17 protein-coding genes are annotated in these 19392 nt (G+C 73.5%); 4 read left to right on the top strand and 13 right to left on the bottom strand.

What is annotated here, in order from left to right; all coding sequences use genetic code 11:
- Positions 1-36: 36 nt before the first annotated feature.
- Genes O4U47_RS00725 through O4U47_RS00715 form a run of 3 tightly spaced genes read left to right on the top strand, consistent with a single transcriptional unit; the run spans position 37 to position 3216 of the window.
- Positions 37-1386, top strand: coding sequence for an extracellular solute-binding protein (locus O4U47_RS00725; RefSeq protein WP_270675026.1), 1350 nt, complete (start codon positions 37-39; stop codon positions 1384-1386).
- Positions 1379-2314 carry a carbohydrate ABC transporter permease gene (locus O4U47_RS00720; protein WP_408638905.1) on the top strand — a complete coding sequence of 312 codons (936 nt, stop codon included), beginning with the start codon at positions 1379-1381 and terminating at the stop codon, positions 2312-2314. The genes O4U47_RS00725 and O4U47_RS00720 overlap by 8 nt, the downstream gene beginning before the upstream one ends.
- Positions 2311-3216, top strand: coding sequence for a carbohydrate ABC transporter permease (locus tag O4U47_RS00715; RefSeq protein ID WP_270675023.1), 906 nt, complete (start codon positions 2311-2313; stop codon positions 3214-3216). The genes O4U47_RS00720 and O4U47_RS00715 overlap by 4 nt, the downstream gene beginning before the upstream one ends.
- Here the strand turns inward: O4U47_RS00715 and mmsB are convergent.
- From mmsB to O4U47_RS00655, 12 genes are all read right to left on the bottom strand, one after another.
- Positions 3121-4488 (bottom strand): multiple monosaccharide ABC transporter permease, encoded by a 1368-nt coding sequence (gene mmsB, locus O4U47_RS00710; RefSeq protein WP_270675021.1) that lies wholly within the window; start codon positions 4486-4488, stop codon positions 3121-3123. The two genes, O4U47_RS00715 and mmsB, sit on opposite strands and share 96 nt — an antisense overlap.
- Positions 4485-6068, bottom strand: coding sequence for a sugar ABC transporter ATP-binding protein (locus O4U47_RS00705; RefSeq protein WP_270675018.1), 1584 nt, complete (start codon positions 6066-6068; stop codon positions 4485-4487). Before O4U47_RS00705 ends, mmsB begins: the two co-directional genes overlap by 4 nt.
- On the bottom strand, positions 6065-7177 hold the full coding sequence (chvE, locus tag O4U47_RS00700) for a multiple monosaccharide ABC transporter substrate-binding protein (protein WP_270675015.1): 1113 nt from the start codon (positions 7175-7177) through the stop codon (positions 6065-6067). Before chvE ends, O4U47_RS00705 begins: the two co-directional genes overlap by 4 nt.
- Positions 7178-7191: 14 nt before the next feature.
- Positions 7192-8718 carry an arabinosylfuranosidase ArfA gene (gene arfA / locus O4U47_RS00695; RefSeq protein WP_270675013.1) on the bottom strand — a complete coding sequence of 509 codons (1527 nt, stop codon included), beginning with the start codon at positions 8716-8718 and terminating at the stop codon, positions 7192-7194.
- A 79-nt stretch (positions 8719-8797) separates the two neighbouring features.
- Positions 8798-9835 carry an arabinan endo-1,5-alpha-L-arabinosidase gene (locus O4U47_RS00690; protein WP_270675010.1) on the bottom strand — a complete coding sequence of 346 codons (1038 nt, stop codon included), beginning with the start codon at positions 9833-9835 and terminating at the stop codon, positions 8798-8800.
- Positions 9836-9914: 79 nt separating this feature from the next.
- Positions 9915-10811, bottom strand: a complete 897-nt coding sequence (locus tag O4U47_RS00685) for a carbohydrate ABC transporter permease (protein ID WP_270675007.1) — start codon at positions 10809-10811, stop codon at positions 9915-9917.
- A complete protein-coding gene (locus O4U47_RS00680; RefSeq protein ID WP_270675004.1) occupies positions 10808-11764 on the bottom strand; it encodes a carbohydrate ABC transporter permease in 957 nt (318 codons plus the stop codon). The genes O4U47_RS00685 and O4U47_RS00680 overlap by 4 nt, the downstream gene beginning before the upstream one ends.
- 38 nt (positions 11765-11802) lie before the next feature.
- Positions 11803-13116 (bottom strand): extracellular solute-binding protein, encoded by a 1314-nt coding sequence (locus tag O4U47_RS00675; RefSeq protein ID WP_270675003.1) that lies wholly within the window; start codon positions 13114-13116, stop codon positions 11803-11805.
- A gap of 82 nt (positions 13117-13198) precedes the next feature.
- Positions 13199-14593 (bottom strand): L-fucose/L-arabinose isomerase family protein, encoded by a 1395-nt coding sequence (locus O4U47_RS00670; RefSeq protein ID WP_270675001.1) that lies wholly within the window; start codon positions 14591-14593, stop codon positions 13199-13201.
- The gene (locus tag O4U47_RS00665) at positions 14590-15285 is read right to left on the bottom strand and encodes an L-ribulose-5-phosphate 4-epimerase (protein ID WP_270674999.1); all 696 of its coding nucleotides are present in this window, start codon (positions 15283-15285) and stop codon (positions 14590-14592) included. Before O4U47_RS00665 ends, O4U47_RS00670 begins: the two co-directional genes overlap by 4 nt.
- Positions 15282-17024 (bottom strand): ribulokinase, encoded by a 1743-nt coding sequence (gene araB, locus O4U47_RS00660; RefSeq protein ID WP_270674997.1) that lies wholly within the window; start codon positions 17022-17024, stop codon positions 15282-15284. The genes O4U47_RS00665 and araB overlap by 4 nt, the downstream gene beginning before the upstream one ends.
- Before the next feature lie 80 nt (positions 17025-17104).
- The gene (locus O4U47_RS00655) at positions 17105-18133 is read right to left on the bottom strand and encodes a LacI family DNA-binding transcriptional regulator (protein WP_270674996.1); all 1029 of its coding nucleotides are present in this window, start codon (positions 18131-18133) and stop codon (positions 17105-17107) included.
- Positions 18134-18296: 163 nt separating this feature from the next.
- Here O4U47_RS00655 and O4U47_RS00650 point away from each other — a divergent pair, with 163 nt between their 5' ends.
- A complete protein-coding gene (locus tag O4U47_RS00650) occupies positions 18297-18470 on the top strand; it encodes a type II toxin-antitoxin system VapB family antitoxin (protein WP_270674993.1) in 174 nt (57 codons plus the stop codon).
- A 307-nt stretch (positions 18471-18777) separates the two neighbouring features.
- Here O4U47_RS00650 and O4U47_RS00645 read toward each other — a convergent pair whose 3' ends face one another.
- Positions 18778-19383 (bottom strand): helix-turn-helix domain-containing protein, encoded by a 606-nt coding sequence (locus O4U47_RS00645; RefSeq protein WP_270674990.1) that lies wholly within the window; start codon positions 19381-19383, stop codon positions 18778-18780.
- Between the last annotated feature and the right edge of the window lie 9 nt (positions 19384-19392).

The raw sequence follows: 19392 nt of genomic DNA, 5'->3' as shown, positions 1-19392 counted from the left end.
TCACACGGGCGGGGTGCGCAGATGAGGAGGTGGCCGATGAAGCGGGCACCGGCGGCCGCGGCCGCGCTGCTCCTGGCCGCGCTCCCGGCTGCGGCCGGGTGCGAGGGGAGCGGGCGCGACCCCGGCACGGTGAAGGTCGTCTACCAGGACTTCGGCGCGTTCCGCGCGGCGGACGCGATCATGCGCACGGTCAAGGAGGAGTTCGAGGCGGCCAACGAGGGCGTCACCGTCGACCTGCACCCCATCGAGGCCCCGGCCGAGGACTACCAGACCCAGGTCAACCTGATGAACCAGTCGGCCTCCGAGGCCCCCGACATCCTCTACGAGGACAGTTTCACCATCAACCAGGACGTGGAGGCCGGGTACCTGCACCCCCTCGACGAGTACTGGGCGTCCTGGGAGGACGCCGACCAGTACAGCGAGCAGGCCGATGCCGCCGTGACCGCGCGGGACGGCTCCCGCTACGGCGTGATGCTCGGCACCGACACCCGCGGCCTCTGGTACAACCGCACCCTGCTGGAGCAGGCCGGGGTCGCGGTGCCCTGGGAGCCGGAGGACTGGGACGCCGTCCTGGAGGCCGCCCGCGCGGTGCAGGACGAGTTCGGCGACGAAGTGACCGCGTTCAACCTGTTCGGCGGCACCCCGGCCGGGGAGGTGTCCTCGATGCAGGGCTTCCAGATGCTGCTCACCGGCACCCCCGACCGCCTCTACGACGAGGGGTCGGGCACGTGGACGGCCGGGTCGCAGGGGTTCGTCGACGCCCTGGAGTTCTACGACACCGTCTACTCCGAAGGCCTCTCCCTGGACACCCGGGACATGCTCAACGCCAACGCCCCCACGCTCAACCTGGAGGAGCGGATGCCCCAGGGGGAGATGGCCATCAGCCTGGACGGGTCGTGGGCCACGCAGACCTGGATCGAGGGCGGCGCCAGCCCCTGGCCCGAATGGGAGGAGGAGATGGCGTTCACCGCCATGCCCACCCAGGACGGCTCCGCCCCCGGCGCCACCAGCCTCTCCGGCGGCTGGACCCTGGCCATGGGCGCGCAGACCGCCGACCCCGGCCTGGCGTGGGAGGTCATGGCCATGGCCCTGAACAAGGAGAACGCCGCCGAGTTCGCGGTGCGCGGCGCGCAGATCCCGGTGCGGGCCGACGTGGCCGAGTCCGAGGAGTACCAGGAGCGCTCCCCGATCGTCCCCGAGGCCAACGAGCTGGTCGACGTGACGCACTTCCGGCCCGCCTACGGCGAGTACCCGCGGGTGTCGCAGGCGGTCCAGCAGGCGACCGAGTCGGTGCTGCTCGGCGACGCCACCCCGGAGGAGGCCGCCGCCGCCTACGACCGCGAACTGGAGGAGATCGTCGGCGCGGACCAGGTCACCGGTGGGTGAGGGGGCACCGGGGCGCTCGGGCGGCGCGCGGGGCGGACGGGCGGGGCGCCACCCGCTCCTCCCCTCCCCCGCCGCCCGGGTGGCGCCGATCGCCCCGGCCGCCGTGCTGCTGCTCGCGTTCTTCGCCGCCCCCGTCGTCTGGACCCTGTGGGCCTCCTTCACCAACGCCGCCCTGACCGGCCCCGGGGCGGCCCGTACCGAGTTCGTCGGGCTCGCCAACTTCGAGCGCCTGGTCACCGACCCGGAGGTGCTGAACGCCACCGTCCTCACGGCCGTCTTCCTGATCGGCTCGGGCATCGTCGGGCAGACGGCGCTCGGGATGCTCCTGGCCCTGCTGATGCAGGGCCGGAGCCCGTGGGTGCGGTCGGTCGTGGGCGGCATCGTGGTCGGCGCCTGGGTGCTGCCCGAGGTGGTCGCCGGGTTCGTGTGGGCGGCGTTCCTGGAGAGCGGGGGGACGCTGAACCGGGTGCTCGGCGCCCTGGGCGCGCCGGAGCAGGCGTGGCTGACCACCGTGCCCATCCTGGCGGTCGTCCTGGCCAACGCCTGGAAGGGCACCGCCTTCTCGATGATGGCCTACTCGGCGGCGCTGTCCGAGGTGCCCGGGGACCTCAAGGACGCGGCCCGGGTCGACGGGGCCGGAACCGCGGGGGTGGTGCGGCACATCGTGCTGCCGCTGCTGCGCCGCACGGTGGCCGCGACCCTGCTCCTGGTCACCCTGCAGACGGTGCAGGTGTTCACCCTGATCTACGTGATGACCGCCGGCGGCCCGGGCGGGCGGAGCACCACCCTGCCGCTGCTGATGTACACCGAGGCGCTGCGGATGGGCGACATCGCCTACGGGACGACGGTCGCCCTGGCGCTGTTGGCGGTGGCGGGGCTGTTCTCGGCGGTGTACCTGCGCACGCTCCGTCCCGAGGAGGTCCGATGACGGCACGGACGGCACGGACGGTGCGGAGGGACCGGCAGGGGCGGGCGCCGGGGCGCGGCCCCCGCCCGTGGACGGTGGCCGCGCCCCGGCGGGCGGCCGCCGCCGCGGTGGTGCACGCCCTGCTGGCGCTGCTCGCCGCAGCGTTCGCCCTGCCCGCCCTGTGGCTGGCGGCGGCCTTCGACTCCGAGGCCGCCTCCCGGGCGCGGCTGCCCCGGGAGCCGACGCTGGAGCACTTCGCCACCGTGGCCACCCCGGACACCCTGTTCGTCCCGCTGGCGAACTCGCTGTGGATGTGCGGCGGCGCGGCGCTGGTGACCGTGGTCGCCTCGGTGCTGGCCGCCTACCCGCTGTCCCGCTTCCAGCTGCGCTTCGGCCGCCCGTTCCTCTACACGGTGCTCTTCGCCACCGGGCTGCCGATCACCGCGATCATGGTGCCGGTGTACAGCCTGTTCTCCCGCGTCGGGATGGTGGACTCGCGGTGGGGCGTGATGCTGTTCCTGGCCGCGGCCGGGATGCCGTTCGGGATCTGGCTCACCAAGAGCTTCCTGGACGGCATCCCGGTGGAGCTGGAGGAGGCCGCGTGGGCGGACGGGGCCTCGGCCCGGCAGTCGCTGCTGCGCGTCGTGGTGCCGCTGGCGCTGCCGGGCCTGTCCGTGGTGGGCGTGTTCACCCTGGTGCTGGCCTGGGGGAACTTCTTCGTGCCGTTCGTGCTGCTGCAGACCCCCGAGCGGCTGCCGGCCGCCGTGCGGATCTACACCTTCTTCGGGCAGTACGGCTCGATGGACTACGGACCGCTGGCGGCGTACTCACTGCTGTACACCCTGCCGGTGGTGCTGCTCTACGCCGCCGTCGCCCGCTTCCTGGGCGGCGGGTTCTCGTTGGGCGGCGCCATGAAGGGGTGACCCCTCCCCGGCGCCGTCCGTCCCGGCGGTGCCGGAGGGGCCGCCTCCGCGCCCTCCGAACAGGCCCCGGAGCCCTTCGAGGCCGGAGGCCAGCGTCCCCTTCTTGCCCAGCACGTCGAAGGCGACCGCCACCAGCAGCACCAGGCCCTTGATGGCCTGCTGCCAGTCCACGCCGAGCCCGATGATGGACATGCCGTTGTTCAGCACGCCCATCACCAGCGCCCCGACCACGGCGCCGACGACGGTGCCCACGCCGCCCGAGGCCGACGCCCCGCCGATGAAGGCGGCGGCGATGGCGTCCAGCTCGAACATGGTGCCCGCGCCGGGCGCGGCGAGGTTGAGCCGGGCGGTGAAGACCAGCCCGGCCAGCGCCGACAGCGCCCCCATGTTGACGAACACCCAGAACACGGTGCGCTTGGTGCGCACCCCGGACAGCTCGGCCGCCTTGGGGTTGCCGCCGGTGGCGTAGACCCGGCGCCCGGGCACGGTGGCCGCCATGAACAGCGCGTACCCGGCGATCAGCACCAGCAGCAGGGCGCCGACCCAGGGGACCCCGCTGTGCAGGGCGAAGGCGGCGCACAGGGCGAGCACCGCCGCCACGGCCAGCGCCTGCACCGCCAGGGCGGCGGGCGCGGGCACCACCCGGATCCCGTGCCGCAGCGCCCGGGAGCGGGAGGTGCGCAGGCCGACGACGACCAGGGCCGCCACCGCGGCGCCCAGGCCCAGCGGCACGAGGTCGACCCCGCCGGCCTCGAAGCCCGGCACGAACCCGGTGGCCAGCCTGCGCGCCGAGGACGGCAGGTCGCCGACCGACTCGCCGCCGAGCACGAGCAGCGTCAGGCCGCGGAAGACGAGCATCCCGGCCAGGGTGACGATGAAGGCGGGCAGCCCCACATAGGCCACCCAGAACCCCTGCCAGGCGCCGATCAACCCGCCGACCAGCACCGCCAGCGGCAGGACCACCAGGAGCGGCAGCCCCCATTCGGCGAGCATGATGGCCGATACGGCGCCGGTGAAGGCCACGACCGAGCCCACCGACAGGTCGATGTGCCCGGTGATGATCACCAGCATCATGCCCACGGCGAGGATGAGCACGTAGGAGTTCTGCAGGACGAGGTTGCTGACGTTGGCGGGGCGCAGCAGCAGCCCGCCGGTGAGGATCTGGAACAGCACCACGATCGCGGCCAGGGCGATGACCATGCCGTAGCGGCGGGCGTTGCCGCGCAGCGCCGCGCGCACCGAGGCGGCCCCTCCGGCCGCCGCGGCCCTCACCGGCCCCCCTCGGCGGCGCCCGCGGGCGGGGCGCCGGTCATGAGCGTCATGAGTGCCTCCTGGTCGGCTTCGTCGGCGGGCAGGCAGCCGGTGATCCGCCCCTCGCACATGGCGTAGACGCGGTCGCACATGCCCAGCAGCTCGGGCAGCTCCGAGGAGATGAGCAGCACGCACGCCCCCTCGGCGGCCATCGCCCGCACCGCCTCGTAGATCTCGTACTTGGCGCCGACGTCGACGCCGCGGGTGGGCTCGTCCAGGACGAGCAGGTCGGGGCGGGTGTACACCCACCGGCCGAGCACCACCTTCTGCTGGTTGCCGCCGCTGAGCTCGACCACCGCCTGGCCGTTGTCGCGGCAGCGCACCCCCATGCGGGTGCGCAGGTCCTCGGCGACGGCGTGCTCGGCGGCCGCGTCCACCACCCCGCCCCGGCCCAGGCGGCCCAGCCCGGCCAGGGTCAGGTTGGAGCGCACCGGGTCGTCCAGGACCAGCCCGAGCTCCTTGCGGTCCTCGGGCACGTAGGCGATCCCGGCGGCCACGGCCTCGGCCGGGTGGCGCGGGGCCAGCGGGGTGCCGTCCTTGAGCAGGGTGCCGCGCACGTACCGCCCGTAGGAGCGGCCGAACAGGCTCATGGCCAGCTCGGTGCGGCCCGCGCCCATCAGCCCGGCGAGCCCGGCGATCTCCCCGGCGCGCACCTCCAGGTGGGCGCCGTCGACGATGCGGCGGCCCCGCTGCACCGGGTGGTCCACGGTCCAGTCGCGCACCTCGAAGCGCACCGGCCCGGCGCCGCCGGGCGGACCGGGGTAGCGGTGCTCCAGGTCCCGGCCGACCATGCCGCGGATGATGCGCTCCTCGGTGACCTCCCCGCGGGCGCCGTCCAGGGTCTCGATGCTGCGGCCGTCGCGCAGCACGGTGATCCGGTCGGCGACCCGGGTGACCTCGCCGAGCTTGTGGGAGATGAGGATGGAGGCGATGCCCTGCTCCTTGAACTCCAGCAGCAGGCGCAGCAGGGCGTCGCTCTCGGCCTCGTTGAGGGCGGAGGTGGGCTCGTCGAGGATGAGCACCCGCACCTGCTTGGCGATCGCCTTGGCGATCTCCACGAGCTGGCGGCGGCCCACGCTGAGCTCGCCCAGCGGGGCGGAGGGGTCGGCGTCCAGGCCGACCCGCTCCAGCAGGTCGCGCGCGCGGGCGACCGAGACCTCCTGGTCGACGACGGCCAGGCCGAAGCGCCGGCGGGCCCGCTCATTGCCGAGGAACACGTTCTCGGCGATGCTGAGCTGCGGGACCAGCGCCAGCTCCTGGTGGATGATGGCGATCCCGGCGCGCTCGCTGTCGGAGGTGGAGGAGAAGCGGCGCTCGCTCCCCTCCACCTCGATGCGCCCTTCGTAGGTGCCGTGCGGGTGCACCCCGCTGAGCACTTTCATCAGGGTGGACTTCCCGGCGCCGTTCTCCCCGGTGACGGCGTGGATCTCGGAGGGCCGGACCTCCAGGTCGACCCCGTCCAGGGCGACCACGCCCGGGAAGGTCTTGCGGATGCCGCGCATGCTCAGCGCCGGCGGCCCCCAGTGGTCGGCGGCGGTCATTTCAGGTCCGACTCCTCGTAGTAGCCGCTGTCGATGAGGACCTCCTCGTAGTTGGAGGCGTCCACCGAGACCGGCTCCAACAGGCGGGCGGGCACGACCTTGGCGTTGTTGTCGTAGGACTCGGTGTCGTCGACCTTCGGCTCCTCGCCCTGGGCGAGGGAGGCGGCCATCCCGGCGGCGGCGTCGGCCAGGTCGCGGGTGTCCTTGAACACCGTCTGGGTCTGCTCGCCGTCGATGATGGACTTGACCGAGGCGGTCTCGGCGTCCTGGCCGGTGACGACCGGCAGCGGCTTGTCGCCGGTGCCGTATCCGGCGCCCTTGAGGGAGGAGATGACGCCGGTGCTGATGCCGTCGAAGGGCGAGAGCACCGCGTCCAGCTCCTCGTCGGAGTAGTGGGCGCCGAGCAGGTTGTCCATCCGGTCCTGGGCCACGGCCCCGTCCCAGCGCATGGTCGCGATCTGGTTCATCTCGGTCTGGCCGCTGGGCACCTCCAGCACGCCGTCGTCGATGTAGGGCTGCAGGACCGACATGGCGCCGTCGAAGAAGTAGTAGGCGTTGTTGTCGTCGGGCGAGCCGCCGAACAGCTCGATGGTGAAGGGGCCCTCCTCGTTCTCCAGGTCCAGCTGGTCGGCGATGTACTGCCCCTGGAGCTCGCCGACCTTGAAATTGTCGAAGGTGGCGTAGGCGTCCACGCCCTCGGCGTCCATGATCAGCCGGTCGTAGGCGAGCACGGGGATGTCGGCGTCCTCGGCCTGCTGGACGACGTCGGTGAGGGCCTCGCCGTCGACGGGGGCGACGACGAGCACGTCCACGTCCTTGGTGATCATGTTCTCGATCTGGGCGACCTGGTCCTCGACGACGTCCTCGGCGTACTGCAGGTCGGCGCCGTACCCGGCCTCCTCCAGGGCGGCGACCATGTTGTCGCCGTCCTGCACCCACCGCTCCCAGGACTTGGTGGGCATGGAGATGCCGACGGTGCCGTTCTCGCCCTCGGGGCGGGCGGCGTCGCCGACGCCGCCGCAGGCGGTCGCGGCCAGGGACAGGGCGGCGCCCAGCGCCGCGGCCGCCAGGGCCGTGCGCCGGGCGGGGTGCTTGCGCGTCGTGTCCATCTGTCTCGCCTCCTCTAGGCGGGCGCGGTGCCCGCGAGTTCCACACAGGTCCAGGAGACCGGCGGCAGGACCGCCGTGAGGCGTCCGCCGTCCAGGCGCACGTCCTTGTTCTCCTTCAGGGCGACCCGGTCGGGGTCGTCGGCGGTGTTGGCCGCGTACACGTCGTCGTCGGAGAGGGTGAGCGCGGAGACGGCCTCCATGCCGCCCAGGCCGCGCAGGTCCACGGAGACCTCCATGGGGGTGTCGGTGGAGCGGTTGACGAGGAAGAGGGCGGCGCGGCCGGACGCCGAGTCGTGGGTGGCGGCGGCGTCCAGCAGCGGCACCTCCCCGTAGAGGGCGGTGTCGTGGCGGGGCGCGGAGGGCTCGACGCGCAGCACCTGCCCGCGGGCCGCGGCGGCGGTGCGGGCGAAGGGGTGGAAGATGCTCTGGCGCCAGGCGCGGCCGCCGGGCTCGGTCATGATCGGCGCGATCACGTTGACGAGCTGGGCCTGGGAGGCGGCGGTGACACGGTCGGCGTGGCGGAGCAGGCTGTTGAGCATGCCGCCGACGACGACGGCGTCGGCCGCGCTGTAGCGGTCCTCGATGACGCGCGGGGCCGCCGGCCAGTCCGTCGGCGGGTCCTCGGCCTGCTCGCGCTGGAACCGGCTGAGGTACCACACGTTCCACTCGTCGAAGGAGAGCATGATCTTCTTGGAGCTCTTGCGGCGCGCGCCGACGTGGTCGGCGGTGGCCACGACCTCCTCGATGAAGCGGTCCATGTCGGCCGGGGCGGCCAGGAAGCTGCGCAGGTCGCCGTCGTACTCCTCGTAGTAGGCGTGCAGGGAGACGAAGTCGACCTCGTCGTAGCACTCGCCGAGGACCTCGGCCTCCCAGGCGCCGAAGGTGGGCATGGACCGGCCCGAGGAGCCGCAGGCGACCAGCTCCAGGCCGGGTTCGGCGGTGCGCAGGGCGCGGGCGGTCTCGGCGGCCAGGCGCCCGTATTCGCGGGCGGTCTTGTGGCCGAGCTGCCAGGGGCCGTCCATCTCGTTGCCCAGGCACCACATGCGGATCGCGTGCGGGTCGGGCGAGCCGTTGGCGGCGCGCATGTCGCTGAGCGCGGTGCCGCCGGGGTGGTTGGCGTACTCGTGCAGGTCCAGGGCCTCCTGGATGCCGCGGGTGCCCAGGTTGACGGCCATCATCGGCTCGATGTCCAGGCCGCGGGCCCAGCGCATGAACTCGTCGAGGCCGAACTGGTTGGTCTCGGTGCTGTGCCAGGCCAGTTCGCGGCGGACGGGGCGGTCCTGCTTGGGGCCGACGCCGTCCTCCCACCGGTAGCCGGAGACGAAGTTGCCGCCGGGGTAGCGCACGGTGGTCACGCCCAGCTCCCGGATGAGCGCGGCGACGTCGGTGCGCAGGCCGTCGGCGTCGGCCGAGGGGTGGTCGGGCTCGTAGATGCCGGTGTAGACGCAGCGGCCCATGTGCTCGACGAAGGAGCCGAACAGCCTGCGGTGGACGGGGGCCACGGCGAAGGCGGGGTCGAGCGTGAGTTCGGCCTTGTGCACGCGGGGTCCTCTCTGGGGTGGTCGGGGCCCCGGGGCCGGTGGGCCCCGGGGCGGTGGTCGCTCGGTGGGCTCGGTGCGCTCAGTGCGCGAGGACGGGCCAGCCGTCGCCGGTCCACTGGACGGGCTCGATGCCCATGCGGAAGTCGCCCGGGGTGCCGTAGGGGCCGTAGGTGTGGTAGGCGATGTGCCCCCCGGACAGGGACTGTCCGCCGGCGGCGACGTCCTCGCCGCGGTCGGCGAGGATGACGGTGCCGCCGCCCTCGGTCATGGGCACGCCGTCGGCGTCGGTGAAGGGGCCGGTGGGCTCGTCCGCGCGGCCGACGGCGATCTTGTAGGTGCTGTCGGTGCCCTGGCAGCAGGCGTCGAAGGAGACGTAGAGGTAGTAGTCGCCGCCGTGCTCGGCGATGTAGGGGGCCTCGATGCGGTTGGCGCCCTCCTGCCGGTCGGCGATCCTGAAGGGCTCGGCGCCGTCGGCGGGCTTCCCGTCCGGCCAGGCCAGGGGGACCATGTAGATGCCGCCCCAGTGGGAGCCGAAGGCCATCCACGGGTTCCCGTCGGAGTCCTCGGTGATGCCCGGGTCGATGGCGTTGTAGGGGTCGCCCTCGTGGCTCTCGAAGACCTTGCCGCGGTCCACCCATTCGTAGTCGGGGTCGTCCGGGTCGAGGGTGGTGTTGGTGGCCAGGGCGATGAGGGAGCGCTGGGAGCCGAAGGTGGAGGCGGAGTAGTACAGGTAGTAGGTGCCGTCGTGCTCGTACACCTCGGGCGCCCACAGGTTCTCCACGCCCGGGATCTCCTGGGACAGCCAGGCGGGCTTGGTGTCCCAGACGGTGCGGCCCTCTTCCCAGTGGCTCCCGTTGGGCGAGGTGAACATCCGGATGTTGCCGTCGCCGATGCCGGCGTCTCCGGTGCCGAAGGCGTACCAGTCCTCCCCCGGCCCTCCGGCGACCAGACCGGGGTCGTGGACCCCGGTGTCGCCGGTGAGCGGGGGCGGCGGGGCGGCGGAGTCGGCCGACACCGCCGAGGCGGTGGAGCCCTGCGGGGCGGGCGCGCACGCGGCCAGGGCGGCCAGGGCCGCGGCGGCGGCCGCCGCGGTCAGCGGGGTGCGGGTGCGGGGCATGGGGGTACCTCCGGTTCAGGGGGGGTGCTGCGAAGGTGCTGGTGGCGGGTGTTCGGATCGGGGACGGGGGCGGGTGGGGCTACTTCAGCCCGGCGTCGGTCACGCCGCGCACGATCTGGCGCTGGAAGACCATGAACACCGCGATCAGGGGCGCCGCGCCGAGCACGGCGGCGGCCATCTGCTGGGCGTACTGGATGCCGTAGGCGCCCTGCACGGTGCCCAGGCCGACCGGGACCGTCATCAGGGCGGGGTCGGTGGTCGCCACGAACGGCCACAGGAAGTTGTTCCAGGCCTGGACGAAGGTGAAGATGCCGACGGCGGCCAGGATGGGGCCCGACATCGGCAGCACCACCGAGGTGAGCACCCGCAGGTGCCCGGCGCCGTCCAGGTGCGCGGCCTCCAGGTAGTCGCGCGGGATGGCGTCGAAGAACCGCTTGAGGATGAAGATCATGACCGGGGCCACGACCTGCGGCAGGGCCACGCCCCAGTAGGTGTCGACCATGCCCAGCAGCCGCATCTGGTCGAACAGCGGCACGATCAGCACCTGCGGCGGCACCATGATCCCGGCGATGAACAGCAGCAGCAGGGCGTTGCGGCCGCGGAAGGAGGTGCGCGAGAAGGCGTAGGCCGCCATCGCGCACATCACCAGGGTCAGGGCGGTCACCAGCACGGAGATGACGGTGCTGTTCACCAGCCACTGCTGGATGTCGCCGCGGGCGATGACCAGGCGGTAGGCCTCGACGGTCGGCTCGACGGGCAGCCACCGGATGGGCACGGCCGTGGTCTCGGCCTCCGGCTTGAGCGAGGTCAGGACCGCCCACACCAGGGGCAGCAGCCACAGCAGGGCCAGCACGACGGCGGAGACGGTGGCGGCGGCCCCCGTCGGGGAGATGCGCCGCCGGCGGCGGGGGGCCTGCGGCACGGGCGCCGCGGTGCGGGGCGCGGCGGCGGGGGCGGCCTCGGTCGGGGCGCTCATGCGGTGTTCTCCTTCCTGGTGAACAGCCAGAACTGCAGGGCGGAGACCGCGATGATCACGGCGAAGAACAGGTAGGAGATGGCCGAGGAGTAGCCGATGCGCAGGTTGGTGAAGCCGCTGTCGAAGATGTAGCCGATGATCGGGCGCGCGGCGTAGTCCGGGCCGCCCGAGCCGTTGGTCATCAGGTAGGCCTGGTCGAAGAGCTTGAGCGAGGCCACCATCTGCAGCAGCACGACGATGGCGGTGGTGCGGTTGAGCAGCGGCAGGGTGATGCGGCGGAACCGCTGCCAGGCCCCGGCCCCGTCCAGCGAGGCGGCCTCGTACACCTGGGACGGGATGCCCTGCAGGGCGGCCAGGTAGAGCAGGTAGTTGAAGCCGACCGTCCACCACACGGTGGTGATGGCGATGGACAGCAGCACCGTTCCCTCGTCGCCCAGCCAGTTCACCTCGGGCAGGCCCAGACCGGTCAGGGCGCCGTTGAGCATGCCGAACCCGGGCTGGTAGATCCACACCCAGATCAGCGAGACCACCGCGACCGGCAGCAGGAACGGGGAGAAGAAGGAGAAGCGCAGGAACCAGCCCACGCGCACGGCCCGCTGGGTCAGCACCGCCATCAGCAGCGCGACCGCGACCAGCGGCGGGGTGGTGAGCAGGGTGAACAGCAGGGTGGTCCACAGCGACCGCCACACCATCGGGTCGGCGGCCATCTCGGCCCAGTTGTCCAGGCCGACGAACGAGGGGGCGGTGCCGACCAGGGAGCGGTCGGTGAAGCTGGTCCACAGTCCGGCCGCCAGCGGCCAGAGCAGGAACAGAACGAAGAGCAGGGCGAAGGGCAGGACCAGGGCGGGGCCTGCCAGGTCGGCGCGGCGGGCGCGCCGGGGCTCAGAGCCGGTGGCGGAGGTTCCGCCGGTGTCGGATCTGCTCGCCCGGCCCGCCGTCGGGGGTGCGGTCATGGCGGACTCCAAGAGCGTGCCGGAGGGGTGGGCCCCGGTCAGACCGGGGGCGGGGTGTCGATGAGCTTCTGGACGGCGCGTTTGAAGGCGGCCAGGGTCTCCTCGGGGGTGGAGGAGCCGTTGTGCACGCCCGCCATCACCGAGTTGGCCTCGGACATCAGCGCGGCGGCCGACCCGCTGAACCAGGCGTCCGGGTCGAGCTGCACGTCGTCGGCGGCCGCGCGGTACTCGGCCTGCGGCTCCAGCGCGGCGTAGTCCTCGCTCTCGGCGACCGGAAGGTAGGCGGGGGTGTGGCCGCCCCCGGCCCAGATGATGCTGTTCTTGAGCATCCAGGCGGCGTAGGCCACCGAGGCGCGGACCGCCTCCTCGTCGGGTTCGCGCCGGTGCGGCAGCACGAACACGTGGGAGTCGCCCTGGCCCAGCTCGTCGCCGAAGACGCCGGGGAACGGGCGCATCCCGAAGTCCATGCCCGCGTCCTGCATGGTGGGCAGCTCCCAGTTCCCGGCGAGCATCAGCCCGGCGATGCCGTTCTGGAAGCGGGCGGGGGTGCCGGGGGCGTCGGAGGCCTTCGGAGCCAGGCCCTCCTCGCTGACGCGGCGCAGGAAGTCCAGGCTCTGCAGCGCCTTGTCGTCGTCGAGGCCGAGCTCGTCCTCCAGCGCCATCTCCCCGCCGAGCTGGCGGTACAGCGACCAGAACTGGCGCCAGGCCCCGGTGGTGTCCATGACGATGCCGAAGTGCCCGGTGACCTCCTTGACGGCGGCCAGCACGTCGAACAGGTCCTCCACGCCGGAGGTGCGCACCAGGGTGCCGTCGGACTCCAGCACCCCGGCCTGCTCGCAGACCTCCCGGTTGTAGTAGGTGACCACCAGGTGGGTGTCGAGCGGGATCGCGTACAGCTCCCCGTCGACGGTGGCCTTCTCCCACAGGGCGGGCCGGACGGTCTCCTCGGTGATGCCGAACTCGGCGAGCACGTCGCGCGGCACCGGGTCGATGAGGGTTCCGGCGCCCATGCCCTTGACCCGGGACAGGTGCAGGGTGCCGATGTCGAACGAGCGGCCGCCGGCGGCGCCCATCGCGAACTTGGTGTAGTAGGGGTTGCCCCACAGGTAGGTGGTGGGGCGCAGGTCGTATTCGGGGTGCTCGTCGGCGAACCGGTCGTGCATCTCGACCATGCGGGCCCCGTCGCCGCCCGTGAACAGGTTCCACTGGCGGATCGGGACGGGGGCGCCGGTCGCCGCGGCGGTCGTGCCCCCGCAGCCGGCCAGGGCGAGCCCGGCGGCGCCGAGCCCGCCGGCCAGCAGCGCGCGGCGGCCGATCCCGGGGAGCGGTGGGTGGGGCGGGTCGACGTTCATGGGGTGCTCCTGTGACGTCGCGGAGTCGGGAGAGGAGGGCGCCGCCGCTCCCCCGCGCGGAGGGCGGCGCCGATGGGGCGGGTCAGACCGGGCGGTACTCGACCCCGGCGGCGGTGCAGAACGACTCCCAGTCGGCGGCGGTGCGGCCGGGGGTCATGGTGATGTGGTGGGTGCCGCCCGCGGCGAGCCACCCGTCCATGCAGCCGCGCACCCCGCTGTCGGGGCGGAACATGCCGTAGGGCATCTCCAGGGACGGCATGGGCGGCTCGTCCAGCACCTCGCCCTCGGCCACCACCAGGCGGAAGCGGCCGCCGCCGAGGGTGACCAGGCTGGCCAGGGTGGCCGGGCCGGGCTGGATGCGGAACAGCAGGGTGGGCGGGTCGTCCAGGCCGCCGATGGCCAGCGGGCGCTTGATCAGCCGCACGGGCTCGTCGTCCCGGGCGACCTTCCAGTTGCCCTCGCCCATGTGGCTCATGAGGATGGCGTCGCGGGGGAAGTCCATCGCGTACATCTCGGTGAAGTGCCCGATGCCGCTGAGCCGGTGCCCGGCGTAGACGAGCGCGGCGGCGGGCACGTCGCCCTCGCCCGCGAAGCCGTAGCCGCGCGCCATCAGGCTGGATGCGGCGGCCATGGGCAGCCGGGCGAAGCGGCCGTCCTCGCCCAGGGCGTCGAAGTGGGTGGAGTAGGCCGAGCAGCCGTGGCGCTCCAGCACCCGCTCCAGGCCGAGCTGGAGGCGGGCGTGGTCGTCCAGCTCCTCCTTGGACAGGCGGTCGTCGATCTCGAAGCGGCCGCGCTCGGCCTCCAGCAGCTCGGCGACCTCCTCGGAGGTCAGCGCCTCCATGGTGCGGCGCAGCTCGCCCTGGGCGATGTGCACGACCTCGGGGCCGAGGCTGCGCAGCAGCTCGCTCTCGTCGACGCGGGCGTCGCCCATGCCGTTCATGGGGTAGCCGAACACGCCGACCTTGAGCTCGGTCAGGGCGGTGGCGGCGCGGGCGGCGCGGGCCCAGCGGCCGACGCGCTCGCGGAAGGCGGGGGCGCGGCGGTCCTCGGTGACCACGTCGAAGGGGAGCCCGGCGCGGACCATGGCGTTGGCGGTGTCCTGGGCGCCGTGGATGCCCTGGTTATAGGTCATCTCGGCCATGCCCCAGCGGTCGGTGATCTCCGACTCGGGCTGGATGTTGGCCAGGCACACCGGCAGGCGCATGTGCTGGAAGAGCCGGGTGACGCGCAGCGAGGGCCCGTAGGTCAGCATGACCACCAGGACGCCGTCCAGGCCCGCGTCCTCGAAGCCGCGCACCGCCGCCTCGGCGTCGGCGCGGCCGCGCGCCGGGGGCGCGACGGTGACCTCGGCGACGCCCTCCAGGGAGTCGGCGACCTCGCGGGCGTAGGCGTGCTGGCGCTCGGTGATGCCGGGCAGCATGTCGTCGTAGAGCGGCTGCATGATGCCCAGCAGGCCGATGCGGGGAAGGTCGCTCACGGGTGCTGTCTCCTTTGGCCGTAGGCGTTCTGGTAGCGGTCGTAGAGGGCGTCGACGTGCTCCTGCGGGAGCGGTTCGACGGGTCCGCCCTGGCGGGCGATGTGCACGGTGCGGGCGACGTCCTCGCACATCACGGCGGCCTTCACGGCGGACTTGGCGTCCTTGCCGACGGTGAAGACGCCGTGGCTGCGCATGAGCACCGCCGGGGAGCGGTGGCCGCGCAGGGTGGCGACGATGCCGCGGCCGATGTCGTCGCCGCCGATCAGCGCGAAGGGGCCGACCGGGATCTCGGCGCCGAACTCGTCGGCCATCGCGGTGATGGCGCAGGGGATGGCCTCGCCGCGGGCGGCCCAGGCGGTGGCGTAGGTGCTGTGGGTGTGCACCACGGCGCCGACCTCGGGCATCTCGCGGTAGACGTAGGCGTGCGCGGCGGTGTCGCTGGAGGGGCTGCGCTCGCCGTCGACGGGGGTGCCGTCCAGGTCGCAGACCACCATCGAGGCGGGGGTGAGCTCGTCGTAGGACAGGCCGCTGGGCTTGATGGCGAACAGGTCGGTGCCCGGGACGCGCGCCGACACGTTGCCGCTGGTCCAGGTGACCAGGTTCCAGCGGGGCAGCTCGGCGTGGAGGTCGCACACCTCGCGGCGGGTGCGCTCCGCGGCCGCGGCGGCCTCCGGCGGCAGGGCGGTGGTCATCGGATCCCCTCCTCGTGCTCGGCCCCGGCGGGCGCCCCGTCCCCGTTCAGGGCGGCGTTGCGGATGGCGCGCAGCCGGTGGAGCGCGTCGCTGCCCCCGCGGCCGAAGTGGTCGTGCAGGTCGGTGTAGACGGCGTAGAGGCGGTCGTAGGCGGCGGTGCGGGCGGGGTCGGGCAGCACCGCGTCGCGGGTGCGCCCGCCCATGGCCGCCGCGGCCTCGGGGATGCCGGGGTAGGCCCCGGCGGCCGCGGCGGCGTGGACGGCGGCGCCGGCGGCCGGCGCCTGGTCGGAGTCGGCCAGGTGCAGGGGGCGGCCCAGCACGTCGGCGTAGACGCCCATGACGAAGGGGTTGCGCTTGAGGCCGCCGGCGACGGTGAAGCCGTGCACCGGCACCCCGGAGGTCTCGAAGGCGTCGACGATGGTGCGGGCGCCGTAGGCGGTGGCCTCGACCAGGGCGGCGTAGACGTCCTCGGGGCGGCTGGCCAGGGTGAGCCCGGCGATCACGCCGGACAGGTCGTGGTCGACCAGGACGGAGCGGTTGCCGCTGTGCCAGTCGAGGGCGACCAGGCCGTGGGCGCCGGGCGGGCGCCCGGTGGCGCGGCGGGAGAGCAGGTCGTGCAGGGACTCGCCGTTCTCGGCGGCCTCGCGGGAGGCCGCGCCCCCGGCGAAGGAGTCGGCGAACCAGGCGAAGATGTCGCCGACGCCGCTCTGTCCGGCCTCGTATCCCCACAGGCCGGGGACGATGCCGCCGTCCACGACCCCGCACATGCCGGGGACCTCGGCGGGGGCGCCCGCACCGGCCTCGGCGTTCATCACGTGGCAGGTGCTGGTGCCCATGATGGCGAGCATCTCGCCGGGGGCGACGGTGTCCGCGGAGGCGGCGGTGACGTGGGCGTCGATGGTGCCGACGGCCACGGGGGTGCCTTCGGGCAGGCCGGTCCAGGCGGCGGCGCGGGCGGTCAGGCCCCCGGCGCGCTCGCCCTGGGGGGACAGGGGGAAGGCGATCTTGTCCTCGGCGAAGGAGGCGAAGCGGGGGTCGAGGGCGGCGAGGAAGTCGCGGGCGGGCCAGGCGCCGTCCTGGTGGATGCCCTTGTAGCCGGCGGTGCTGACGTTGCGGGTCTCGCGGCCGCACAGCTCCCAGACGATCCAGTCGGCGGCCTCGATCCAGCGGTCGGCGCGGCCGTAGGCCTCGGGGTCCTCGCGCAGCACCTGCAGGCCCTTGGCGAACTCCCACTCGGAGGAGATCTTGCCGCCGTAGCGGGCCAGCCAGGGCTCGCCCCGCTCGGCCGCCAGGGCGTTGATGGCGTCGGCCTCGGGCTGGGCGGCGTGGTGCTTCCAGAGCTTGGGGTAGGCGTGGGGGCGGTCGGCGAAGCCGGGGACCTCGCACAGCGGGGTGCCGTCGGCGGTGGTGGGCAGGACGGTGCAGGCGGTGAAGTCGGTGCCGATGCCGATGACGTCCGCGGGGTCGGTCCCGGCGTCGGCCAGGGCGGCGGGGACGGCGCGGCGCAGGACCTCGCGGTAGTCCTCGGGGACCTGCAGGGCGGTGTCGGGGGCCAGGGCGGGGCCGCCGCCGGGGAGGCGGTCGGTGAGCACGGCGTGGGCGTAGGGGTGTTCGGCGGCGCCGAGCTCGGCGCCGTCGCGCACCCGAAGCACCACGGCGCGCCCGGACAGGGTGCCGAAGTCGACGCCGACCACGGCGGCGCCGGCCGGGATGTTGTGAGCGTTAACAGCGGCGGTCACGGGGGGTCCTCTCGGGGCGGGCGTCGGACGCGGCGGGCTCTACGGGCGGGGGTCGGGGAACAGCGGGCGGGGGCCGGGGGTCAGCGGGCGGGGGCGCCGCAGCTCGCGCGGACGACCATGCGCGCGGGCACGACCTCGCGGGCGGCGGACTCGGCGGCGGGCTCCCCGCTGTCCAGCAGGTCGAGCAGGATGCCGATGCCGCGGCGGCCGACCTCGGTGAAGTCCTGGGCGACCGTGGTGAGCGGGGGCGAGTAGTAGGCGGCCTCGGGGACGTCGTCGAAGCCGACCAGGGAGACGTCGTCGGGGACGCGCACACCGGCCTCGGCGAGGGCGCGCAGCGCGCCGACGGCCATCTGGTCGTTGGCCACGAACAGGGCGGTCGGCAGGGCGTCCCGCTCGACCAGGCTCCCCGCCAGCTCGTAGCCGGAGCGGGGGCGCCAGTCGCCGAACAGGGGCGCGCCGACCGGGGCGCCGGCCTCCTCCAGGGCGCCGCGCCAGCCCGCGACGCGGGCCTCGGCCTCCAGCCAGTCGCGGGGCCCGGCGATGTGGCCGACGGTGCGGTGGCCCAGTTCGAGCAGGTGCCGCACGGCCATCCGGGCGCCGCCCTCCTGGTCGACGCAGACGACGGGCAGCTCGCGCGCCTCCCCGCCCTCCACGGCCACGACCGGCGCGCCCCCGGCCCATTCGGGCATGCCCTCCAGCACCGAGCGCTGCGGGGCGATGACGACGTAGCCCTCGACGGACTGCCGGGCCAGGTGGTCCATGGCCTCGCGGACCTGCCCGGCGGAGGCCTCGGTGAGGGTGACCACGCTGAGGTAGTACCCGGCGGCGCGGGCGGCGTGCTCGATCCCGGTGAGGGTACGGGCGGGGCCGTAGTGGGCGGTGTCCACCGCGACCACCCCGATCACCCCGGTGCGCCGGGTGACCAGGGCGCGGGCCGAGGAGTTGGGCCGGTAGCCCAGCTCGTCGATGGCCGCGAGCACCCGCGCCTGGGTCTCGGCGCGCACGTTCGGGTGCCCGTTCAGCACACGGGAGACGGTCTGGTGCGAGACCCCCGCCGCCCGCGCGACATCGGCCATGACGGGCATACGCCCGGGTGGGGCCGCCATGGGTCCCTCCTCCACTGCACTCGGGGAGCTGTGACGTGGGTGACATTGTTAGCGCTAACATTCACGCCGTCAAGGGGGCGGAGGGAGATCACGGTCCCCGCTCGCGGGATCACTTTGCGCAACCGGTCACCGGTGTACACGTTCGATGTGCGGAGTTGGGTGTATGAGGAGGATCGACATCGGGATCGACGACGACCTGATCGCCGCCGCCACGGACGAGTTCGAGGTGCGCACCGAGCGCGAGGCCGTCGACCTCGCCCTCCGGCGCGCCGTTGGCCCCCCTCAGCCAGGAGTTCCTCCTCAGCCTCCGCGGTGTGGGCCGGGAAGGGGGCCTTGAGGAGATGCGGAGCCCTCGGTTCCCCGACTCCGAGGAGCCGGAATGACGGGGACACATCTGGTCGCCCCATCCGCTTGGATCGAATATTTGCGGAAGACCGGGTCCGAGACCGACCTTTTCGTTTGCTCCGTCATTCATTCCGAAGCCGGTCCGGCGACGACCGGATCCGTGATCGCCGAGTTCCTAGAGCAACTCGCCGGAGGTCTCAGACCGCTCTCCATGGACCCGCGCACGGACCACCATCAGCTCGCCCGAACCAGCCCACCGACACAATGCGAGACCGCCCCCCATCGGCCGGCATGCCGGTTCACCACTGCTTTCCGCTGCGAGAAGGCGGGTGGGGGCCGGCGTGTACATGGGCCCGCATCCCTTGCGGGTCGAACAGGATGAGCAATTCGACGGCGCCACCGTCGGCACTGCCCAGCCAGTGCGGCGAGGAGGTGGCGAATTCGGCCGCCTCCCCTGGCGACAATTCCAGGTCACGGTCGCCCAGGACGAGCCGCAGGCGCCCGTTGAGCACGTACAGCCATTCGAAGCCGTCGTGGGTCTGCGGTGTCGGTTCGAGCGGTTCCGCCCGGGCGGGGATGATCATTTTGAAGGCCTGCACTCCGCCCGGCCGCCTGGACAGGGGCACGAAGGTCATCCCGAAGCGCCGGATCGGCGTGAGGTGGATGCGGGGGTCGCCGGTGCGCGGGGCGCCGACGAGCTCGTCCAGCGGAACGCCGTAGGTGCGCGCCAGAGGCAGCAGCAGCTCCAGGGTCGCCCGGCGCTGACCGCTCTCCAGCCGGGACAGGGTGCTCTCCGATACGCCGGTCGCCGCCGCCAGGCCGGCGAGGGTGATGCCGCGGTGGCGGCGCAGCGCGCGGAGTCTGGGCCCCACCGCGTCGAGCACCTCGCCCGTTTCGCGATCCATGGGGGCCAC

It is taken from the genome of Nocardiopsis suaedae (genome assembly GCF_027706745.1).
In the GTDB taxonomy this organism is placed as follows: Bacteria; Actinomycetota; Actinomycetes; order Streptosporangiales; family Streptosporangiaceae; genus Nocardiopsis_A; species Nocardiopsis_A suaedae.
This window is presented reverse-complemented; position numbering and strand designations above follow the sequence as displayed.